This is a genomic window from Flavobacterium niveum (genome assembly GCF_055231775.1).
In genome coordinates this window covers 203,317-224,969 of sequence record NZ_JBUYSX010000003.1, presented here as the reverse complement: position 1 = coordinate 224,969, position 21,653 = coordinate 203,317, and the positions used below count along the sequence as shown (strand labels likewise).

Below are 21,653 nucleotides of genomic sequence, written 5' to 3'. Positions count from 1 at the left end.
CAGTACAACTTACGAGTTTTTTGGTTGTTGGTTGTCGGTTATTGGTTATTGGGAGCTTCACTCAACAATTTTACTGAACGAATGGGTTCAGTACTTTGTGGAGGATGTGGGCGTAACTTTGCAGAGAGAAAAGTTTCAGGTTTAAAGTTTCAGGTTAAGCTTCACTCAGCAACCATAATTATTTGTATATTTTTCCTATTTTAGCGTAAAAACCAAACCATTATGAAACCAATTATATTACTAAGGATAATCTTATTGTTTATTGTTTGTATATTTTCGGCACAGGCACAGAAAAACTTCATAGACCAGCCTTACCTGGAAACCTCGGCTACCGCTGATACGCTTATAGCACCCGACAGGATATACATTTCGATAGCGCTTAACGAAACCGATTCTAAAAATAAGAAATCGGTAGAAGAACTGGAGCGTACCATGGAGGCCGCGCTGAAAGGCATGGGCATTAATACCGAAAAAGACCTTACACTCATGCAGCTGGGCAGTGACTTTAAAAAGTATTTCCTTAGCGGGCAAAACATTGTAAAATCTAAAATGTATTCGCTGCTGGTACGCGATGCCGTTACCGCCGCTAAAGTACTTGCCGAACTTGAAAAGGCCGGCATAGCCAATGTGAGCATTGAAAAAATAGAATACAGTAAAGCTGAGGAACTTATACTGGTATTAAAACAAAAGGCGGTGGCAAAGGCTAAACAAAATGCCATAAAAATGGCCCAACCACTGAACCAAAAGCCCGGCCGTGCCTTACTCATTTCAGATAATAACAGTGGCAAAACAATACAGCCCTACCAAAGGGTAGATGTATCTTCGGTTGCCATTTATGGAAACAGGGCTTCCGACATCCCACCGATGTATACTGAATTCAGGAAACTGGAGTTTGTAGTTAGCATCCAGGTTAAATTTGCATTGGAGTAACCCAACATAACTATGCAATTTATTCGCCCAAAAATCATTGGCACATTAAAAATTCAATCCATGCTCGGTGGCAACTTTGCAGTAATAAACGACATCAAAAGCACACTGAACAAAATTATAATCCCCTGCAGTTCTATAACACACGGCGAGGAAATTATCCTGAAGATAAGAAATTCTAAAGCCGGGGAATTGTAGTATTTTTAATATACTCTCATCCAACCTTAAACCAAACTCAATATGCAAATCTCAAAAATATTCCTGTTCGCTATAAGCCTTTTAGCTCCGATAATACTTGTAATTGCAGGTATTTTTTTCCATTTCCTTATGTTTGGCGAAGGCATAGAATCAGAAAAAATGTTTGATAAATACGCGTGGCTGTACATCCTTAGTTATGTCCTTATAGCCGTGTTGCATATATTTGGTGCGCTAAAGTTATTCAGGGACAACCCGTTACACAAAAGGATATTAGCAAGCCTTATTGTTGTAGCAATATACACCTACGTACCGTTAGGCATGTAGAGACAGATTGCATCTGTCTCCTATACTATTCACCTTCAAAAAAATGTGAGACAGATGCAATCTGTCTCTACAAACAAACCCACTCATCCCCGTCGCTGGCGCGAGCGTCGCGCTCGTGCCGATAGCAAAATGAAACATTGATTACGTAAGAACCTGAGGCTCGCGCCAGCGAAGGGCTAATAAAGGCAATGAAAGTTGAGAGTTGAATGTTATAATGTTGAAAGTTTGTAAATTTGCCGGTAGATGCTTCCTCAATTCAGAAAATATAATGATGAAAAGCAAAAGGTAATGCTTGATGAGCAGTATCTTTTTGCTTATTCGGCATACGATGGCTTTACTGCACGCCTGCTGTGCAGCCAATTGGTCATTGATTTTGAATACAAGTGCACTATTCAGGTTGATGCTTTTCAGAAGGAAACTTATTATAGCGTGTTAAACGAAATGCCTGAGGAAATCAGAAACTATATTGAGCAACTTTTGAATACTGATTACGGCAACTTAAAAGACGATTACAACAACGGCACATATATTATTAACGATGTAGGCAGCCAGCAGGTCCTGATAAACCTTGGCCCGGAAACAAAATCCATACATATTGAAGGCAACCTCCCGGAAGAATATTTTGGTACGGAAACAGAGAAGTTACTGTTTGCCTTTAACCAACATATGCTTAAATTTTTCGAGCATATTTACAAACACAGAATGCTGCCTTAGCAGTAGGCATTTTGTACCTTTTCATCCGACATGCGACAAAAAATTTTTATAGTTCTGGCGGCCATTTTTGTCATAACAATTTGGGTAAATATGGCCATACAGTCTGCCGATGAAAATAACAGGAATTGCGAAACCAAGCACCTGGCTTTCAGAGGAACTGTAACTTATGTATCCCAAAATCAGTCACACAGGGTTACCACAACCGACCATCCTAAGCCGTTTAAACTTAGCGTAAGCGACTATGTTTCAAACCATGGTTTCCCCGAAGATTATATCGATTTAAAAGAAGGCGATTCGCTTATTAAAAAGGCTGATACCAATTTTGTTACGCAAAAGCGCGGCAATAAGGTTGCTGTGCTTGAGCTTAACTGTATTGATTAGCCCCCGTAGAGACAGATTGCATCTGTCTCCTATTAATATTCACCTTTAAATTCACCTTCAAAAAAATGCAAGACAGATGCAATCTGTCTCTACCGTATTAGGTTCATTATAGCCCCGAACAGCAAGACGTTGCAATGCAACGTCTCTACACAAATTAGGCGTTACCAGCACCTCACAGGTATTGTTAATAACTTACACTTTGGTAAACAAAATATTATCTTAGCTTTGTAAACACAAGGCTTTACGCCTTATAAAGTTATTAACAATAAACCTTTCTTATGCAAAACATCCCAAGTGTGGATCTGCGTGATTTCCTTTCGGGTAACCCGGAACGCAAGCAAAAATTTGTAAATGAAATCGGTAAGGCCTATGAAGAAATAGGTTTTGTGGCACTTAAAGGGCATTTCCTTGACGACACGCTGGTAGACAGCCTGTACAGTGAGGTGCGTAACTTCTTTAACCTGCCGCTTGACGTTAAAGAACAATATGAAATACCGGGCATCGGTGGCCAGCGTGGCTACGTGTCGTTCGGTAAAGAACACGCCAAAGGCCGTAAAGAGGGCGACCTTAAGGAGTTTTGGCACTTTGGGCAATTCCTTCCTGAAGGCTCTAAGTACGAGCAGGAATACCCTGAAAATGTGGAGGTAAAGGAACTGCCTGAGTTTAATACCGTGGGCAAGGAAGCGTACCAGATGTTGGAAAAAACCGGCGTTTACGTGTTGCATGCACTGGCACTGTACCTGGGCCTGGACGAGTTTTACTTTGATAAGTATGTGGCCGAGGGCAACAGTATCCTACGCCCTATCCACTATCCTCCTATAACCCATGAACCTGATAATGCAGTGCGCGCCGCTGCACATGGCGACATCAACCTGATTACCCTACTTATGGGTGCACAGGGCAAGGGACTTCAGGTGCAAAATCATGACGGCGAATGGATTGACGCCATTGCCGAACCTGATGAACTGGTGATAAACGTAGGCGACATGCTGAGTCGCCATACCAACAATAAACTGAAATCGACAATCCACCAGGTGGTAAACCCGCCTCGTGAGCTTTGGGGTACATCGCGCTATTCTATACCGTTCTTTATGCACCCGGTTAGCGAAATGAAACTGGACTGTCTTGAAAACTGTATTGATGCAGACCACCCTAAATTGTATGAAGACATTACCGCCGGTGAATTCTTATATGAAAGGCTTGTGGATTTAGGTTTGATAAAGAAATAGATTCAGCAACACTGATAACACAGATTTTCAAGTCCTGTCATTGCGAGGCACGAAGCAATCCCATAGATTGCCACGCTCCGTACCTCCGCTCGCAATGACAGGACGTTTATATGACGTTTATATGGCAGCAAAAAAAATAACGAATCTTGAAGACCTTGGCGGGTTTGTGTTTTCCACCAACAAGGACTTTGAGTTTGACAATAACGAAGAAACCCAGGAAACCCCTGCCCCAAACCAGCAAAAGCTGGAAGCCCACCTGGACAAGAAAAACCGCGGCGGTAAAGTAGCCACGGTTATAAAAGGCTTTGTGGGGAATGAGGAAGACCTTAAAACACTGGCCAAGCAATTGAAAACCCTTTGTGGTGTAGGCGGTTCTGCTAAGGATGGGGAAATAATCATACAGGGAAATTTCCGTGATAAGATAATGGATTTCCTTACCAAAGAAGGCTACAAAGTAAAACGTGTAGGCGGGTAACCCTATAAAATCATATCAAAAAGAAAACAACAGGCATTTGCTTTATGCAAATGCTTTCTTTATTTTAGTACTGCTATAGCACACATATTTTTTATGGAAATTAAACAATCAGAACTGATACTGAACCCCGACGGCAGCGTATACCACCTGAACCTGAAGCCGGAAAACATAGCACACGATATTATTTTTGTGGGCGACCAGGACAGGGTTGCCAAAATCACCTCGCATTTTGACAGTATTGAATTTTCTACCCAAAAGAGGGAGTTCAAAACGCAAACGGGCATGTACAAAGGCAAGCGCCTTACCGTGCTGTCTACCGGCATAGGCCCTGATAATATAGACATTGTACTGAACGAGCTGGATGCATTGGTAAACATCGACCTGGAAACAAGGCAGCCAAAAGAAAAGCTTACTTCGCTTAACATCATCCGTGTAGGCACCTCGGGTTCGCTGCACGCCGATATACCTGTGGACAGCATTGTAATGTCAGTTTACGGGTTGGGGCTTGATAACATGCTGCGTTCGTATAACATAGACGAAGTTACCGATTACGCCACCGAAGAAGCTTTTATAAACCACACACATTGGGACATCCGTAAGGGAAAGCCTTATGCCGTTAAAGGCAGCGAAAAACTACAGGAACTTATTTACACGACTGATATACACAAAGGTATTACGGCTACGGCAGGCGGGTTCTACGGGCCTCAGGGACGCGTATTGCGCCTTAGCATACAAGACCCGGAGTTGAATGGTAAAATGGACACCTTCAACTTTAACGGTAACCGCATTACCAACCTTGAAATGGAAACAGCTGCCATATACGGCTTATCGGCACTTTTAGGGCACAATGCACTTTCCATGAATGCCATTATAGCCAACAGGGCAACCGGTACCTTTAGCGCCGACCCTTATGCCGCAGTAAACAACCTTATTAATTACGTGCTGGATAAACTGGCAGTGTAGTCCCGACGGTCATTGCGAGGAGGCACGACGAAGCAATCTTAATTTTAGATTGCCGCGCTCCACTGCGTTTCGCTCGCAATGACGGAACGGTATTATTACCCCAGGATATTCTTACCATTAGCATATTCCGTTGGCCTTACACCCAGTAGTTTATGGAACGTATTGCTGAATGTAGGCAGGCTGTTGTACCCCACCGCAAGGGCTATTTCGCTTACCGGGAGTTGCTTTTCCGTGAGCAGCTCTATGGCACGCAGCATACGGCTTATGGTAAAAAACCGTATAAACGACATCCCCAGGTCTTTAATAAACAACCGGTGCAGTGTGCGCGTACTAAACCCGAATTTGGCTGCAATGCTAGAAAACAACAGGTTCTTTTCCAGGTTTTTGTTGATGTATTCCACCACTTTCGCCAGGCGCTTGTCCTTAGCCATGGGTAAGGATAGTGGCAGGTTTTCTGTAGCGGTATCGGCAAGTAAAATCTTTAAAGCCAGCGCTATGGTAAAATTTTTAGAACCCTTTTGTAAATTACCGTTCCATTTTTTGGTATACAGCAGCAGGTTCAGTATCAGGTCATTTACCGGATAAATCCCCTCCCGTCCGTAGAATGCCGGCTCTTTAGCCTCCACCGGAAAGTATAGGTTACGCATCATTACATTTTCGCTACTGGGGTGTATACTGTGGTGCACCCCCGCAGGTATCCACATAAAATGGCGTGCCGGTAAAAAATACGTATGCCCTTCGGTACGCACATACACCACGCCACCTTCGGTATAGAGGAACTGCGCCTTCACATGGTAGTGTTCGGGTATCAGCAGCTCGCCCATCAGGTCGTGGTGGCAGTAAATGCTTTTCTCTTCGGTATCTACATCGGTTAAATAATACTTTGTACTCACCTGTTGTCTTTTTTGGATAATTGTTTGGCGAAAACAAATAATCAGTCAGTTAAACGTTTTCGTAATATTGTAGTAGAAAGTTAACAGCTTAATAACAATATACCATACAAAGGTAATTGTTATTTGGTTTTTAGTAAAAATCTTAATGAATTTACTATGGATTTTAGCAGAATAAAATTCCCGGATTACCTTACCAAAATAATATCAGCCGATACAGCCGCCTCGTTTTTTGAAGACCACATGACGGTAGGTAGTAGTGGTTTTACCAAAGCCGGTGACAGCAAGGCCGTACTGCCCGCATTTGCCAAAAGGGCGGCAGACGAACATATAGGCATCACCCTGATTACAGGCGCTTCGTTAGGGCATACTACCGATACTGATTTGGCTGAAGCCAATGCACTGTACAAAAGGATGCCGTTTCAGGTGGATGCACCACTACGCAAAAAAATCAATGCAGGCGAAGTACTGTTCATTGACCAGCACCTTAGCGAAACCGCCGAGTTGCTTGCTAACGGCCACCTGCCACAGCTTGATTTCGCGGTGATAGAAGCTCTTGGTATAGACGAAAACGGTAACATCATCCCCACAACGTCGATTGGCAACTCGGCTTCGTTTGCAAAGCTGGCCAAAAAGATTATTATTGAAATAAATACCGCCATACCCCTGTCTTTTGATGGTATACACGATGTGCTGGTGCCGCAAGCCTACCCGCACAGGGAGGTATTTGCCGTAACCGCACCCGAAACACGGATAGGCATTACCCATATCCCGGTTGACCCGGCAAAGGTTGTCGGTATTGTGTTTACCGAACTGCCCGACAGCCCTGCCGCAACCGCAGAACCCGATGAAAAAACCATAGCCATAGCCGCCCACCTTATAAAATTCTTTGAAGACGAAGTGGCTTCCGGCAGGCTTACCCCTTCCCTACTGCCGCTACAGGCGGGTATAGGCAAAGTGGCAAATGCCGTAATGATGGGCTTTGAAAAAGGCAATTTCGAAAACCTGACCATGTATAGCGAGGTGTTGCAGGACAGCACGTTCCACCTTATGGACAGCGGCAAGATGGACTTCGCATCGGCTTCATCCATTACGGTATCTAAACCGATGTACGACCATTTGGTACAAAATTTTGAACAGTATAAAGACAAGATAATCCTTCGCCCCCAAAATATAAGCAATGCCGCTGAAATAATACGAAGGCTGGGAGTTATTGCCATAAATACAGCTATAGAGTTTGATATTTATGGCAATGTAAACTCCACCCACCTTTCCGGCACTAAAATGATGAACGGCATAGGCGGCTCGGGCGATTTTGCGCGCAATGCCTACCTGAGCGTATTTGTAACACAGTCGGCATCAAAAGAAGGCGACAGCATCAGCCACGTGGTGCCTATGGTATCGCACACCGACCACTGTGAGCACGATGTGGACATACTGGTTACCGAACAGGGCCTTGCCGACCTGCGTGGCCTTGCCCCACGCGAACGTGCTAAAGTGATTATAGAAAACTGTGTACACCCTGATTATAAAGAAGCACTGCAGGATTATTACGAAAGGGCCTGCCTGCGCGGCGGCCACACACCACATATACTTGAGGAGGCTTTTTCATGGCACATAAGCCTGCAAAAGAACGGCACCATGAAGCAGCTGTGTACTGCCTGATGTACTTACACATAATTTTTTGCGTTTATTTGTTTTAATCCCTATTCCGGTTTCGGTTTAGGGATTTTTTATGGTATTAATTTGGCCGAACGTAGTAAATTTGTCAGGAAACCTTTTAGCATTAACTGATGACAACACTTACTATAGCCGGGGTACCCGAACACTTCAACCTGCCCTGGCACCTTTGCATAGAAAACGGCGAATTTGAACAACAGGGCATCGACCTGCAATGGACCGATATACCCGAAGGTACGGGCAAGCTGTGCCAGATGCTGCGCAGCGGCGAAACCGACATTGCCGTAATACTTACAGAAGGCATTGTAAAAGACATTGTAGCCGGCAATCCCAGTAAAATAGTGCAGATATACGTGCAGTCGCCACTGATATGGGGCATACACGTTGCGGCTAATTCCTCTTACCAGATCACAGACGACCTTGAAAACAAAATTGTAGCCATAAGCCGTTACGGCTCGGGTTCGCACCTTATGGCGTATGTACAGGCGAAGGAGGAAAAATGGAACACGGCCAACCTGCGTTTTGAGGTGGTTAATACCCTGGACGGCGCTGTGGAAGCCCTTACCGAAGGCCGTGCCGACTATTTTATGTGGGAGCGTTTTATGACCAAGCCGATTGTAGACAAAGGTATCTTCCGACGGGTAGGCGACTGCCCTACGCCGTGGCCGAGTTTTGTGATTGCCGTGCGCAATGAGGTGTTGGAAACCAAAGGTGAGGCTATTGCTAAAGCACTTGAGATAATCAATAATACCACGCTTGATTTCAAACAGATACCAAGTATAGACAAAACGTTGGCAGAACGCTACGGGCAGAAGATAGACGACATTAACGAATGGCTTAAATTAACCCGCTGGTCGCAAACGAAACCGGACAAAATTACGTTTGACAAAATACAGGAACAATTATTGCAACTGGGCATTACCGATAAACAAATACCTTTTGAAAACCTGGCGCCGTAAACGCGCTACCATGGTTAATGAAACTACCCGATTTTTCTAAAATAAAACAGTTTAGGGAAAGGCTTGTTATAAAGAAGCCCTGGGATTCCATTATCATTTTTGTACTGAATGTGCTTATTACGGTGCCGTTGTTCATTATACTGCACCAGAATATTATAGACCCGCAGTGGCCGCTGCACATAGACCGTGTACTGATTTTCATAACCATGGTAGCCGCCATACAGCTGGTACTGCACTTCATGAAAAAAGTGCTGTTCTTCTGCATTTTCGTGTACCTCATGGTACTGCTGTACGGGTCGGTTTTTGGCAATTACGGTTTCCTGTCGGTGTACGAAGATTACCAGGCTATGGTCTATACTATGGCGTACGATCCTAACCCGCAGGATGTAATAGTATCGCGCCTGCTGCCGTTTCCTAACAAAGGCGAAATCATTGACGCAGTAGACTACAACAACCCAAAGGTGCGCAACTATGCCGTGGGTGCTGCTACCAAATATTTTAAAGGGATAAAAGGCTTCCACAACCAGCGGCTGATGGTACAGTGCTTTTCGGTTTTTAAGGACATACGCAACCGCTGGACGTACGTTAACGACCCACGCAATGCCGAATATATAGCCACCGCCGACGAATCGTTACAGCACTTTGCAGGCGACTGTGACGACCATGCCATACTTATGGCGGCATGTATACGTGCTATAGGTGGTACACCACGCATCATCCATACGGGCGGGCACCTGTACCCCGAAATGCTGGTGGGTAAAAAAGCCGACCTGGAAATAGCCAACTACCTGATAAAACAATATTTATTTGTGGATGAAAGCCGTGGCCGCGAAGTGCATTACCACGAAGACGAATACGGCCAGATATGGCTCAACCTGGACTATACCGCTACCTACCCCGGCGGGCCTTTTATGAGCGAGGAGATACTGGGGCAACTGACGTTTAATTAAATAAGAGTCATAAAGTCGAAGGTCATAAAGTCGAAAGTCTGGTAATCGCTTAACTTCTTTCGACTTTATGACTTTCGACCTTCGACTCATTTACCATTCTATAGTAGGTTTTCCTTTTTCTGCCAAAAAGGCATTGGCGCGGCTGAAATGCCTGTTACCAAACCACAGACCCCTGTTGGCGCTCAGTGGTGACGGGTGGCCGCTTTCCAGCACCAGGTGTTTAGAACGGTCTACACGGGCGCCTTTCTTTTTGGCGGGGCCACCCCAAAGTAAAAACACCACATCCTGTTTTTCATTAGAAACCTTTTGTATCACCGCATCGGTAAACTGTTCCCAGCCCCTGCCCTGGTGACTGTTGGCTTCGCTTCTGCGCACGGTAAGCACCGCGTTAAGCAACAGCACACCCTGGTCGGCCCAGCGTTCCAGGTTGCCTGTAGGCGGGAACGGTTTGTTCAGGTCAGCCTGTATTTCACGGAAAATATTGAGTAACGACGGCGGCAACGGTATACCATCAGCCACCGAAAAGCACAGCCCGTTTGCCTGCCCCGGCCCGTGGTACGGGTCCTGACCTATTATGACCACCTTTACCTTATCGAACGGGCAATGGTCGAAAGCAGAGAAAATCTGTTTGCCCGGTGGGTAACAGGTATGCGTGGTGTATTCGTGTTTTACAAAGTCTATGAGCTGGCTGAAGTACGGTTTTTCAAACTCATCTGCCAGCACTTCCTTCCACGAAGGGTGTATGTTTACGTTCATTATAATCGGTTTCTATGGCAAATATAAGCAACCTGAGGCATTAGCACCACCTAAACTTAACTGCCAATAATACAGTTGTGCGGTTTTATGAGTATTTTTGCATAAAATTTGCTGTAGCAATACATAATGAAATCCATCACAGAAAAAACATTAAAAGACCTTGAGTTCGGTACGGTACTGGAAGAAGTGGCAGCACGATGCGTTACCGAACTCGGGCATGACAGGGCACTTACCATAGCCCCCTTTACCAGCCGGGAGCAGCTTATGGATGCCCTGAAGCAAACATCTGAATACCTTTCGTCTTTCGATAATAACAATGCCCTGCCAAACCACGGTTTTGAGCCGGTTACTGCCGAATTGAAATTCCTGTCCATTGAAGACAGCTACCTTGATGCCGCGGCATTCCGGAAAATAGCCACGCTTACCGATACGGTGGGCACCATGCTGAAATTCCTTGCCAAATTTGACGACTACTACCCTGCCCTGAACAAGCGCGCAGCTACGGTAGAGTTCAGCAAGGAACTGGTAAAATACATAGACGATGTAATTGATAAATACGGCGAGGTAAAAGACGATGCCTCACCGGCCCTGCGCGAAATACGCCGCCAGATAAATGAGGTACGCGGGCGCATTAACCAGAGCTTTGCTTCGGCGCTTACGCATTACAACAGCCTTGGTTACCTTGACGATATTAAGGAAACCGTGGTAGAAAACCGCCGTGTGCTGGCCGTTGCCGCCATGTACCGCCGTAAGGTTAAGGGTTCGATACTGGGAAGTTCCAAAACGGGAAGCATTGCCTACATAGAGCCTGATACTACCATGCGTTATTCGCGTGAGCTGAACAACTACCAGTACGAAGAAACTGAGGAAATAAAACGCATACTGAAAGTACTCAGCGATATGGTAAGGCCATACGTACCAATGTTGTTTGAGTTCCAGGAACTGCTTACCGATATAGACGTGGTTGCCGCCAAGGCCAAGTACGCCAAACGCATCAACGCACTTTTACCTACGATTGTTGAGGAAAAAAGGCTGTACTTCCGTGAGGCGTTCCACCCTATTTTATACCTGAACAACAAGGCAAAGCAACAGCCTACCTACCCGCAAACCATAGAACTTACCGATAACAACCGTATCATCGTGATTTCGGGACCGAATGCCGGTGGTAAGAGTATCACGCTAAAAACCATTGGCCTGCTGCAACTGATGCTGCAATGCGGACTGCTAATCCCGGTGCACGAGCGCAGTGAAACGTTTTTGTTTGACCGCATCCTTACCGACATCGGCGATAACCAAAGCATAGAAAACCACCTGAGTACCTATAGCTACCGCCTGAAGAACATGAACTACTTCCTGCGTAAATGTAACGACAAGACGTTGTTCCTTATCGATGAGTTCGGTACGGGGTCAGATCCTGAGCTGGGTGGTGCTTTGGCAGAAACCTTCCTGGAGGAGTTTTACCACAGGGAAGCCTTCGGTATCATCACCACACACTACACCAACCTGAAGATACTGGCTAACGAACTGCCGTTTGCTACCAATGCGAATATGCTTTTTGACGAGAAATCGCTGGAACCGATGTACAAGCTGATACTGGGCCAGGCAGGTAGCTCGTTTACCTTTGAGGTGGCACAGAAAAACGGCATTCCGTACGGGTTGATTAACCGTGCCAAGAAGAAAATTGAAGGCAGCAAGGTACGTTTTGACAAGACCATTGCCACGCTGCAAAAAGAGCGTTCCAAGCTGGAAAAAACTTCTCAAATCCTTAAGGAAGAAGAAGAACGCGCACGTGAGGAGGGCAAAAAGATGGAGAACATCAATACCCGCATACAGCAAAAACTGGAAAGCTACCAGGAACTGTACGATGCTAACCAGCGCCTGATTTACCTTGGGCAAAAGCTGGACGACATGAGCGAGAAGTACTTTAACAACAAGAACAGGAAGGAAATGATAGGCGAATTCCTGAAGACTGTTGAGATAGAAAACTCTAAGCGCAAGAAGCTGGAACCGAAAGAGAAAAAGAAAAAAGAGGTAGAGCAGAAAAAGATAATGGCCGAAGTGAAGGTTAAGGTCGAGGAAATACGCGAGGAGAAAAAGGAAAAGAAAATAAAGGAGGCCGCTACCCCGAAACCGAAACTGCCTATAAAAATAGGCGACCGCGTACGAATGATAGACGGCAAGGCCGTAGGCACGCTGGAATCGTTAGAGAAAAACAAGGCTACCGTAAACTACGGTATTTTTACCAGTAAGGTAGATTTTGAGCAACTGGAGCTTGTGGAGGCGGTGAAGAAATAGTTGTTGGTTGTCAGTTGTTGCGAGGAACGAAGCAATCTCATCGTTGTAAAACTGGTAGTTTAGCTTCTTTATAAGATTGCTTCGTCGTACCTCCTCGCAATGACGGAACGTTTGAGTGAAGCTCAACCTTAAACTTTAAACTTTAAACCTTAAACAAATGAACTTACCATGCGATAAAAAAATAATACTGTTTGATGGGGTGTGCAACCTGTGCGATGCCACGGTGCAGTTCCTCATTAAGCGCGATAAAAAGGACGTATTCCGGTTTGTGGCGATACAGTCGGAGCTTGGGCAGGAGATTATCAGCTACATTGGTATCGATACTTCCAAAACCGATTCGATTATCCTCTACGAACCCGGCAGTGCCTACTATTACAAAGCCGAAGCCGCACTGCACATTGCCTCAGAACTGGGCGGTATATATTCGCTGATGTCGGCATTTAAGATACTGCCTAAAGGGATTAGTAACGCGGTATACGACTATGTGGCACGCAACCGTTACAAATGGTACGGTAAAAAAGATGCCTGCATGCTGCCCACGCCTGAAATGAAGGCTAAATTTTTATAAACGAAGACAAACACATTTTGAGATATTTTGCAGCATTTGCCTATAACGGAAAAAACTACTGCGGCTGGCAATACCAGCCCCACAGCCCATCGGTGCAGGAAACGCTGAACAAGGCGCTCTCTACACTGCTGCGTACCCCAATAGATGCCACAGGTGCAGGCCGTACCGATACCGGCGTACACGCCACGCAGATGTACGCACATTTTGATTACGACGGTGTAATCGACTCAGACACGCTTACCAAAAGGATAAATGCATTCCTGCCCAAGGACATTGTGGTGTACCGTTTTATCCCGCTGCATGATGATGCCCATGCCCGTTTTGATGCTGTAAGCCGCAGCTACGAATACCACATCCATACGTTTAAGGATGCTTTTATAAACGAAGGCAGCTGGTTTAACTTCCACCCGCTTGATGTAGTTAAAATGAATGAAGCCGCACAGGTGCTGTTTGACTATATCGACTTTAAATGCTTCAGCAAGACCCATACCGATGTTAAGACATTTAACTGTAAAATAACCGAAGCCCGTTGGGAACAGCACGGTAACAAGCTGGTGTTCCACATTTCGGCCGACCGTTTCCTGCGGAATATGGTACGCGCCATTGTCGGCACATTAGTCGATGTAGGCCTGGGCAAACTTACCGTACAGGATGTACGGAATATAATAGAAAGCCGCGACCGGGGCCGTGCAGGTTTTTCGGTGCCGGCACACGGGCTTTACCTTACTAAGGTAATTTATCCGTATCTTTGATGCACCTTATGAAAGAGAATACCAAAACCCGAAATAAAAATACCGCATCGCTTGCCAAAGTAATGCGTTTTGCCAAACCGTACCGCAGCCGTTTTACCTGGGTAATCATTTTCTCAGCTACCCTGTCTGTATTCGCGGCACTGCGCCCTTACCTGCTTAAATACACTATAGACAACCACTTTAAGCAGAAAGACATGGACGGCCTTATGCTGTTTGTAGCCATAATGGGCATATCGCTTATTATAGAAGTGGCCTCATCGTTTTACTTTGTATACTGGGCCAACTGGCTGGGGCAGGATATTGTGAAGGATATACGCGAAAGGCTGTTTGCCCACATTACCCGCTTCCGCATGAAGTTTTTCGACAACGAAGCAGTAGGGCGTTTGGTAACCCGCACCGTTTTTGATATAGAATCCATAGCCAAGATATTCAGCCAGGGATTGTTCATGATTATCAGCGACCTGCTGAAAATGGTAGTGATACTGGGCTTTATGTACTGGATTAACTGGAAGCTTACCTCTATAGTGCTTATAGCCATGCCTGTATTACTGTATGCCACACGTATTTTCCAGAAGAAAATGAAAGTGGCTTTTGAGGAAGTGCGTGCGCAGGTAGCCAACCTGAATACCTTTGTACAGGAGCGTGTTACGGGTATGAAAATCGTGCAGCTTTTTAACCGTGAAGATATTGAATACAAAAAATTTAAGGAGATAAACAAAAAGCATAACGATGCCTGGAAGCTGAACATATTGTACAACTCCATCTTCTTCCCTATTGCCGATATTATTTCATCGCTTACCCTTGGCTTTATCATATGGTACGGCGGTTTTGATATCATTAACCACGGTAACCTTACCACCCAGGGCGACCTTTTTGCCTACATTATGTACATCCCCATGCTGTTTAACCCGCTGAGGCAGATTGCGGATAAGTTTAACGAAATGCAGATGGGTATCGTAGCGTCCGACCGTGTTTTTGAATTGCTTGACATAGAAGACAATACCCAGAAGGAAGGTACGCTTACTGCACCGCACTTTAACGGCAACCTGCTGTTTAAAGATGTGCGTTTCAGCTACCTGCCGGGCGAAGAAGTAATCCGCGGCATCAACCTTACGGCAAATGCAGGGCAAACAGTGGCTATTGTGGGTTCTACGGGTGCCGGTAAAAGTACCATCATTAACCTGCTGAACCGTTTTTACGAAATAGACAGTGGTACCATTACCATAGACGGCACCGATATTAATGAGTTTACCCTAAGCAGCCTGCGCCGCCAGATAGCCGTAGTGCTACAGGATGTGGTGCTGTTTGCCGATACCATATACAACAACATTACCCTGAACAACCCCGCTGTAACCGAAGAGCAGGTTATTACCGCTGCCAAGGCCATAGGTGTGCACGACTTTATTATGAGCCTGCCGGGCGGCTACGAATACAATGTAAAAGAGCGCGGCGTAATGCTGTCGTCAGGGCAGCGCCAGCTTATAGCATTCCTTAGGGCATATGTAAGCAACCCTTCGATACTGATACTGGATGAGGCTACATCAAGCATTGATACCCATTCGGAAGAAATGATACGCATTGCCACCGAAGCCATTACCAAAGGCCGTACTTCTATAGTTATTGCCCACAGGCTGGCCACCATAGTCAATGCTGATAAAATCATCGTAATGGACAAGGGGCTTATAGTGGAAGAAGGTACACACTACGAACTCATAAACCGCAGTGCAGGCTACTACCGCAACCTGTACTTTTCACAATTTGTTACTGAAACTGAGGAAGATTCAAATTCTCAGTTGAAATAAGCATTTACTAAACCATACGTACCGCTTACCTGTTTTACCCTTATACGGTTACAGGTAAAAGGTATATTTGGTATAAAGAATGCTTATGAAAAAAATACTACTTATACTCGCACTGTTGCCTGCTGCTGTTTTTGCACAGCAATTCCAGTGGCTTAAAATACCTGATGTAACCGTAATATTTAATACTGAACTGATGGGCTACCCCACCACGGTAGATGCCCAGGGCAATGCCTTTGTGGTAGGTTTTAAAGACACTCCGTTTATCTATAACAGCATAATGGGCAATATATCGCTGGAAAAATACAGCCCGGACGGTACGCTGTTGTTCTCTAAAACCATTAACGGACATGTGCAGCCGCACAATATGGTAAGCGATGCCGATGGCAACATTTACGTAGCGCTGAGTTATGTAAACGAAATAAGCGTGGACGATTTGGCGATATCTACTGTAGAACAGGGCGAACTGTGGCTGCTGGCAAAATTCAGTCCGGAAGGAAACCTGCTTTGGCACAGGGCATTTGTGCCTAACGATTACGGAGACAATACCTATAACGAGATTGCCGACTTTAATGCAATAACCATTGGCAGCGATAACAACCTGTACATAGGCTATTCTGATTTCTACAAAGCATTTATAGAAAAACTTTCATTGACAGATGGTACTGTGCTGAAAACCATAGAACAGGAACACACCACACGCATAGCCTACCTGGCTACTGACACCGACGGAAATATTTACGCAACGGGGGCCTGCGCCGATAACGACGCTACCTTTGCAGGTGAAGTACATGGTACGGAGTTCCAATACAACCTGTACCTTGTAAAATACAATGCCGAAGGTACCTTCCAGTGGGTGAAGTATGTGGAAGACATTACCTGCCCCGAGCCCCACGTTATAGTTACAGGGCCTGATGCTGTTTATTTTAGTTCATTTATGTGGGGCGAAACGGAATTTGACAGTATTACAACCGAAGGCTCACCTTATGGTATGGAGGATTTTTTCCTGGCAAAACTAAACGGTAACGGCGAATACCAGTGGGTGCGTGAAGTTCCCGGTGAGGGCGGTTTTAGCTTGGGTAACCGCAATTATCTTTCTAAGGATGCCAGTGGCAATGTCTATATTTCGGGATATACCCGCTTTACTACCGACTGGGGCAATGGCGTTACTACCATTACAAATCCGTTCAACTATGATGCTGCGATTATAAAATACAACGCCGAAGGGATTGTACAGTTTGCCCACAAAATAAACTCGCAATTTTACTCCCGTTTTGACGGGGCAAGTATTAGTGCCGACGGCAGCATTTATCTTTCGGGTATGGCCATAGGCGCCATAACTCCCGACGGACTGTCTTATGACCCGCAGCAAACCGACGAATACTACCCTTACTTTACCAAACTAAGTCCTGAAGCTACGGCAGGCACAGCAAACCCGCAGAGTAATGGTGTTTTCATCTATCCTAACCCTGCAACAGACAACGTATATTTTAGTGGAATTACTACCACTATAAAAGGAGAGATCATCAATCTATTGGGCCAAAACATCAGTAGCTTCAGTCTGGCAGCAGGCCAGCCGCTGGATGTTTCAGCACTGCCCCCCGGCAACTATATTTTAAAAACGGACGGTTTACCGGCAATTAAATTAATCAAAACTGCTAACTAAATTCCCAAAACCGGCAACGGCTTCCCCACAGGAAGCCGTTGCTATTTATAGTATATTATTAAACTTCACTAAAAAATATCAGGGTCGCCCTTGCCTTCACGGACTACAACAGGCTCATCACCCGAAAGGTCTATAATGGTAGAGGCCACATTATCCCCATAACCGCCGTCAATTACGGCATCTACTAAATTTTGCCATTTCTCGAATATCAGTTCAGGGTCGGTACTGTATTCTATCACCTCGTCCTCGTCGTGGATAGAAGTGCTGATAATGGGGTTGCCAAGTTGGCGCACAATTTCCAGCGCTATATTGTTATCCGGCACACGGATACCCACGGTAGTTTTCTTTTTAAATTCCTTAGGCAGGTTGTTGTTGCCCGGCAAAATAAACGTGTATGGCCCCGGTAACGAGCGTTTCAGTATCTTAAACGTACTGGTATCAATCTGCTTTACGTAGTCTGACAAATTACTCAGGCCACTGCAAACAAATGAAAAGTTGGCCTTATCAAGCTTAATGCCTTTTATTTTGGCAATGCGTTCCAAAGCGCGGCTGTTGGTAATATCACACCCAAGTCCGTAAACAGTATCGGTCGGGTAAATGATAATACCACCATCCTGGAGGATTTTTACGACTTTGGCTATCTCCTTCTCATTAGGATTCTGCGGGTATATTTTTATGAATTGTGCCATTGTTTTTTTGGTGTAAGGTTTTAGGTTTAAAGTTTGTTTTACAGTTGTGTACGCATAGTTTATGTAAAGTTACTCTACAATAAATTACACTACACTTAGCTTAACACTTTATAAAGAAAAATACTACTCAAAGTTATCGTAAATACGCTCAAACTCCTTGCGGTTTTCCCAACGCTGGTGCATGGCTTCGGTGTATATTTTGTTTATGCGTGTTTTAAAGTTGGGCGCCATGCCGTTTGCTATTACATAGTCCACCGCCTGCTTATACGAATTGAGCATGCTCTTGTAAAAGGTTTCGTAGCGTATGGTTTTGCTCCCCGAATACGTCTGGGCAATCTCTATATTATACAGCATTACATCGGCCACTACAAACGGGTCTACCCCCAGGTTTATAAAGTGCTTTATGTACTTTTGGGCGGTACTGCGGCGCAGCTTGGGGCGCTTGCCTTTCGGCGGGAAGTATTCGGCACCGATTTTTACCTTGGCTTCCTGCTCTAACTTGTCTTCTTTTGGGTTAAAAACAAAATTGTAATAGGTTTTCACCTCAGGGAATTTTTCGTACAAAGCCAGCAGTTGCTCTTCCAGTTCTTCCTTCGGCAGTTCTGTAAGGTATTTTTTCAGGTCGCGTTTACTCATAACATACCAAAATTACGGCTTTATTTTGATATTTTCGCAACCTGATAGTAACAGCATGCACCACCATTACCTTATATACAAGCCCTGGGGCTACCTGAGCCAGTTTACCTATAACCTGAAGCGCAACAAAAAACTGCTGGGCGAACTGCATGATTTTGCACCCGACACCATGGCCATAGGCCGGCTGGACGAAGACAGTGAAGGCCTGCTCCTGCTTACTACCGACGGCATGATGAGCGAAATTGTACGCAGTAAAAAGGTGGAAAAGGAATACTACGCGCAGGTTGACGGCCTTATTACCGATGAAGCCGTAGCCGCATTACAAGACGGCGTACAGATAGGCGTTAAAGGCGAAAAGTATACCACACTGCCGTGCAAGGCTTTCCGGCTGGAGGAAGCCCCTGCCCTGCCCGTGCGCCAGAAGAAGATACGCGACGAGCGCCACGGTCCTACAAGCTGGGTAAGCATCACGGTAACGGAAGGCAAGTTCAGGCAGGTACGTAAAATGACATCGGCGGTAGGGTTCCCTACGCTGAGGCTGGTACGCGTGCGTGTGGGCAATATCCTGTTAGGGGATTTACAACCGGGTGGGGTTACTGAAGTAGATGGGTTTGACGTTTAGCGCACCGGGAAACGAAGCAATACCTGCGTACCTTCGCCCTTAGTACTGTCAATTTTCAGGGTAATGCCCAGTATGTCGCAATAGCGCCTTACAATAGCAAGGCCAAGGCCGGTGCCTTTTATATCGTTATGCTCCTCGGCTTCAGAACGGTAAAACTGCTCATAGATATTCTCCATGTCTTCTTTGGCTATGCCAATGCCCCTGTCAGTAATAATACAGCTAATATATTCTTTTTCATCAGAAAGCAGTACCGATACCGTGCCGCCGTCGTTAGAATATTTAATGGCATTGCCCAGAAGGTTGTCCATAATCACACCTGCCATAAACACATCAGAACTGATGTAGTAATGCTCCCCGAAGGTAAAATCAAGGTGCATGTTGCGCTTTTCCATTTCAGGCGAATGGCGTTCTATGGCTTCAAGGATTATTTCATCAAGGGCAAGCTGGCGTTTGTTTACCACCTCTTTACTGCTTTCAAAACGTGTGAGTATCAGCAGCTGGTCGGCTATGGTAGTAAGGCGGTTCACCTCGTTTATACAATACTGAATCTTGGCTTCATATTCCTCTGTAGTACGGGGTTTACGTACCAGTACTTCAAGCGTACCTTTAATTACTGCTAATGGCGTGCGCAACTCATGCGATGCATGCGAAGTAAACTGCTTCTCCCGTGCTACGGCGCTTTCTATGCGGTCCAGCAGCTCGTTTATAGCAATGGCCAAGGTATAGAGTTCGTCTTTCTTTTCGGGGAGTGATATGCGGGTATTAAGGTTTTTATCGGAAACCTCCTTGGTGGCATCTATAATGCTGAATACGGGCAACAGGCTTTTCCCAGCTATAAAACGGGTAAGGAAAAACAACATGAGCAGCACCAGCGGGTATGCAATGAGCAGCACCGTGCGCAGGCTTTTCATAACACTGTAATGGTCTGATATGGACATACCGATAACCACGTAGCCTTCCAGTTCGCCTTTGTTTACCAGTTGCGCCTGCATCTGCCTAACGGTAATGCTGCCTATGGTAACGTCGTTATAATGTGCGGTGTCTTTATGGCGGTGGAAAATAAGGTGGCTTTCCTTTAAGTTATTCGACTTTTTAATGGGTTTACCCGCCTTGTCGAATATCTCCACGAAGATGGGGTTGCCATCCATGGTATTGCGTTCGGCTTCAGCCCATTCGTTGTCCTTCACCATTTTCTCAAAGTGCCCCTGCCCCGCCACAAAAGCCGTATGGCGGTCTACCTCCACCTTCAGGTCGTGGTTAATGCCGTACACCACTCCTGCCAGCACTATGCGGTAGATAACAATAAAAATAACCAGCACCAGGGTAGCGGCCCCGGCCAGGTTAAAATAGGCTATGCGGTCTTTAATGCTCGGCTTCCTCATGGTATTATTCGTCGTTGGCCAGGTAGCCTACGCCGCGTATGGTTTTAATATAGCTGTCGTCGCGGCTGAAGCCCAGCTTTTTGCGCAGGCCGTTTATAAACACGTCGATAACGCCGGTATCGTAGTCAAAATGGATGTTCCACACATCCTTAATAATATCGTTGCGGGTGCATACCGCACCTTTGTTCTTCAGCAGGTATTCCAGCAGTGTAAATTCCTTATGGGTAAGCGAAATTTCAGTATCACCGTTAAACACCTGGTGGGTTTCGGTTTTCAGGGTTACAGGCCCCAGGGTGTATACGGGCTTTTCTTCGGCCACGTTGCGGAACTGCACCTTTATGCGCTCCAGCAATTCCTCAAAGCTGAACGGTTTTTTTATGTAGTCGTTGGCCCCGTTTTTAAGGCCTGCAATGGTGTCCTGTACGGTATCTTTTGCCGTAAGGAAAATTATGGGGGTATCCCTGTCTTCCTTGCGGATGCCCTGGCATACCTCAAGCCCCGAAAGCCTTGGCAGCATCCAGTCCAGCAAAATAAGGTCGAAACGTTTTTGCAGGGCCAGTTCCAGGCCTTTATCGCCGCTTGATGCCACGGTAATGGTATAGCCCTCTTCCTCAAGCCCCTGCTTCAGGAAATTAGATATGCCCTCCTGGTCCTCTACAACTAAAATCTCTTTTGCCATACGGTAAAAATACTGCGGTTATTGGTAATATATTGCTTTATCCTGAATAATTCTACTACAAAATAACAAAATTGCGGCTTATGCCCGTATTGCATGAGTTGTGTTTAAGGGATTCTTAA

Annotated in this window: 22 protein-coding genes; 16 read left to right on the top strand and 6 right to left on the bottom strand. The window is 45.5% G+C overall.

Annotated elements, in window-relative coordinates; genetic code table 11:
• Nucleotides 1-222 precede the first annotated feature (222 nt).
• From ACZIX4_RS09325 to ACZIX4_RS09295, 7 genes are all read left to right on the top strand, one after another.
• A complete protein-coding gene (locus tag ACZIX4_RS09325; RefSeq protein ID WP_463335360.1) occupies nt 223-930 on the top strand; it encodes an SIMPL domain-containing protein in 708 nt (235 codons plus the stop codon).
• Between the two features lie 237 nt (nt 931-1,167).
• Complete coding sequence (locus ACZIX4_RS09320; protein WP_463335359.1) at nt 1,168-1,449, top strand: hypothetical protein; 282 nt, start codon at nt 1,168-1,170, stop codon at nt 1,447-1,449.
• A gap of 243 nt (nt 1,450-1,692) precedes the next feature.
• Complete coding sequence (locus ACZIX4_RS09315; protein WP_463335358.1) at nt 1,693-2,163, top strand: hypothetical protein; 471 nt, start codon at nt 1,693-1,695, stop codon at nt 2,161-2,163.
• A gap of 90 nt (nt 2,164-2,253) precedes the next feature.
• Nucleotides 2,254-2,544 carry a hypothetical protein gene (locus ACZIX4_RS09310; RefSeq protein WP_463335357.1) on the top strand — a complete coding sequence of 97 codons (291 nt, stop codon included), beginning with the start codon at nt 2,254-2,256 and terminating at the stop codon, nt 2,542-2,544.
• 278 nt (nt 2,545-2,822) lie between these two features.
• On the top strand, nt 2,823-3,773 hold the full coding sequence (locus ACZIX4_RS09305; RefSeq protein WP_463335356.1) for an isopenicillin N synthase family dioxygenase: 951 nt from the start codon (nt 2,823-2,825) through the stop codon (nt 3,771-3,773).
• Between the two features lie 121 nt (nt 3,774-3,894).
• Nucleotides 3,895-4,248, top strand: a complete 354-nt coding sequence (locus ACZIX4_RS09300) for a translation initiation factor (RefSeq protein WP_463335355.1) — start codon at nt 3,895-3,897, stop codon at nt 4,246-4,248.
• A gap of 93 nt (nt 4,249-4,341) precedes the next feature.
• Nucleotides 4,342-5,211 (top strand): nucleoside phosphorylase, encoded by an 870-nt coding sequence (locus ACZIX4_RS09295; RefSeq protein ID WP_463335354.1) that lies wholly within the window; start codon nt 4,342-4,344, stop codon nt 5,209-5,211.
• A gap of 95 nt (nt 5,212-5,306) precedes the next feature.
• Here ACZIX4_RS09295 and ACZIX4_RS09290 read toward each other — a convergent pair whose 3' ends face one another.
• Nucleotides 5,307-6,104 (bottom strand): helix-turn-helix domain-containing protein, encoded by a 798-nt coding sequence (locus tag ACZIX4_RS09290; protein WP_463335353.1) that lies wholly within the window; start codon nt 6,102-6,104, stop codon nt 5,307-5,309.
• A 156-nt stretch (nt 6,105-6,260) separates the two neighbouring features.
• Here ACZIX4_RS09290 and ACZIX4_RS09285 point away from each other — a divergent pair, with 156 nt between their 5' ends.
• The 3 genes from ACZIX4_RS09285 to ACZIX4_RS09275 all read left to right on the top strand — a co-directional run bounded on the left by ACZIX4_RS09285 (nt 6,261) and on the right by ACZIX4_RS09275 (nt 9,690).
• Complete coding sequence (locus tag ACZIX4_RS09285; RefSeq protein ID WP_463335352.1) at nt 6,261-7,766, top strand: succinate CoA transferase; 1,506 nt, start codon at nt 6,261-6,263, stop codon at nt 7,764-7,766.
• Nucleotides 7,767-7,894: 128 nt separating this feature from the next.
• Nucleotides 7,895-8,740: a substrate-binding domain-containing protein gene (locus ACZIX4_RS09280; protein ID WP_463335351.1), complete on the top strand. Its 846-nt coding sequence runs from the start codon at nt 7,895-7,897 to the stop codon at nt 8,738-8,740.
• A gap of 17 nt (nt 8,741-8,757) precedes the next feature.
• Complete coding sequence (locus ACZIX4_RS09275) at nt 8,758-9,690, top strand: transglutaminase domain-containing protein (protein WP_463335350.1); 933 nt, start codon at nt 8,758-8,760, stop codon at nt 9,688-9,690.
• Between the two features lie 90 nt (nt 9,691-9,780).
• Here ACZIX4_RS09275 and ACZIX4_RS09270 read toward each other — a convergent pair whose 3' ends face one another.
• Nucleotides 9,781-10,446 carry a uracil-DNA glycosylase gene (locus ACZIX4_RS09270; RefSeq protein ID WP_463335349.1) on the bottom strand — a complete coding sequence of 222 codons (666 nt, stop codon included), beginning with the start codon at nt 10,444-10,446 and terminating at the stop codon, nt 9,781-9,783.
• A 126-nt stretch (nt 10,447-10,572) separates the two neighbouring features.
• Between ACZIX4_RS09270 and ACZIX4_RS09265 the strand changes: the two genes are divergently transcribed.
• From ACZIX4_RS09265 to ACZIX4_RS09245, 5 genes are all read left to right on the top strand, one after another.
• Nucleotides 10,573-12,741 (top strand): endonuclease MutS2, encoded by a 2,169-nt coding sequence (locus ACZIX4_RS09265; RefSeq protein WP_463335348.1) that lies wholly within the window; start codon nt 10,573-10,575, stop codon nt 12,739-12,741.
• 157 nt (nt 12,742-12,898) lie between these two features.
• Nucleotides 12,899-13,309, top strand: a complete 411-nt coding sequence (locus ACZIX4_RS09260) for a thiol-disulfide oxidoreductase DCC family protein (RefSeq protein WP_463335347.1) — start codon at nt 12,899-12,901, stop codon at nt 13,307-13,309.
• A 17-nt stretch (nt 13,310-13,326) separates the two neighbouring features.
• Nucleotides 13,327-14,061 carry a tRNA pseudouridine(38-40) synthase TruA gene (truA, locus tag ACZIX4_RS09255; RefSeq protein ID WP_463335346.1) on the top strand — a complete coding sequence of 245 codons (735 nt, stop codon included), beginning with the start codon at nt 13,327-13,329 and terminating at the stop codon, nt 14,059-14,061.
• Between the two features lie 8 nt (nt 14,062-14,069).
• On the top strand, nt 14,070-15,863 hold the full coding sequence (locus ACZIX4_RS09250) for an ABC transporter ATP-binding protein (RefSeq protein ID WP_463335345.1): 1,794 nt from the start codon (nt 14,070-14,072) through the stop codon (nt 15,861-15,863).
• An 85-nt stretch (nt 15,864-15,948) separates the two neighbouring features.
• Nucleotides 15,949-17,526 (top strand): T9SS type A sorting domain-containing protein, encoded by a 1,578-nt coding sequence (locus ACZIX4_RS09245; protein ID WP_463335344.1) that lies wholly within the window; start codon nt 15,949-15,951, stop codon nt 17,524-17,526.
• Nucleotides 17,527-17,594: 68 nt separating this feature from the next.
• Here the strand turns inward: ACZIX4_RS09245 and ACZIX4_RS09240 are convergent, their stop codons facing one another.
• Together ACZIX4_RS09240 and ACZIX4_RS09235 are read right to left on the bottom strand one after the other, a co-directional pair.
• Nucleotides 17,595-18,215, bottom strand: coding sequence for an L-threonylcarbamoyladenylate synthase (locus ACZIX4_RS09240; protein ID WP_463335343.1), 621 nt, complete (start codon nt 18,213-18,215; stop codon nt 17,595-17,597).
• Between the two features lie 123 nt (nt 18,216-18,338).
• The gene (locus ACZIX4_RS09235) at nt 18,339-18,851 is read right to left on the bottom strand and encodes a DUF6155 family protein (protein WP_463335342.1); all 513 of its coding nucleotides are present in this window, start codon (nt 18,849-18,851) and stop codon (nt 18,339-18,341) included.
• 55 nt (nt 18,852-18,906) lie between these two features.
• On the opposite strand from ACZIX4_RS09235, the gene ACZIX4_RS09230 reads away from it, so the two are divergent.
• Nucleotides 18,907-19,473, top strand: coding sequence for a pseudouridine synthase (locus tag ACZIX4_RS09230; protein WP_463335629.1), 567 nt, complete (start codon nt 18,907-18,909; stop codon nt 19,471-19,473).
• Here the strand turns inward: ACZIX4_RS09230 and ACZIX4_RS09225 are convergent.
• Nucleotides 19,470-20,855 carry a sensor histidine kinase gene (locus tag ACZIX4_RS09225; protein WP_463335341.1) on the bottom strand — a complete coding sequence of 462 codons (1,386 nt, stop codon included), beginning with the start codon at nt 20,853-20,855 and terminating at the stop codon, nt 19,470-19,472. The two genes, ACZIX4_RS09230 and ACZIX4_RS09225, sit on opposite strands and share 4 nt — an antisense overlap.
• 4 nt (nt 20,856-20,859) lie before the next feature.
• Complete coding sequence (locus ACZIX4_RS09220; RefSeq protein ID WP_463335340.1) at nt 20,860-21,534, bottom strand: response regulator transcription factor; 675 nt, start codon at nt 21,532-21,534, stop codon at nt 20,860-20,862.
• Nucleotides 21,535-21,653: the final 119 nt, after the last annotated feature.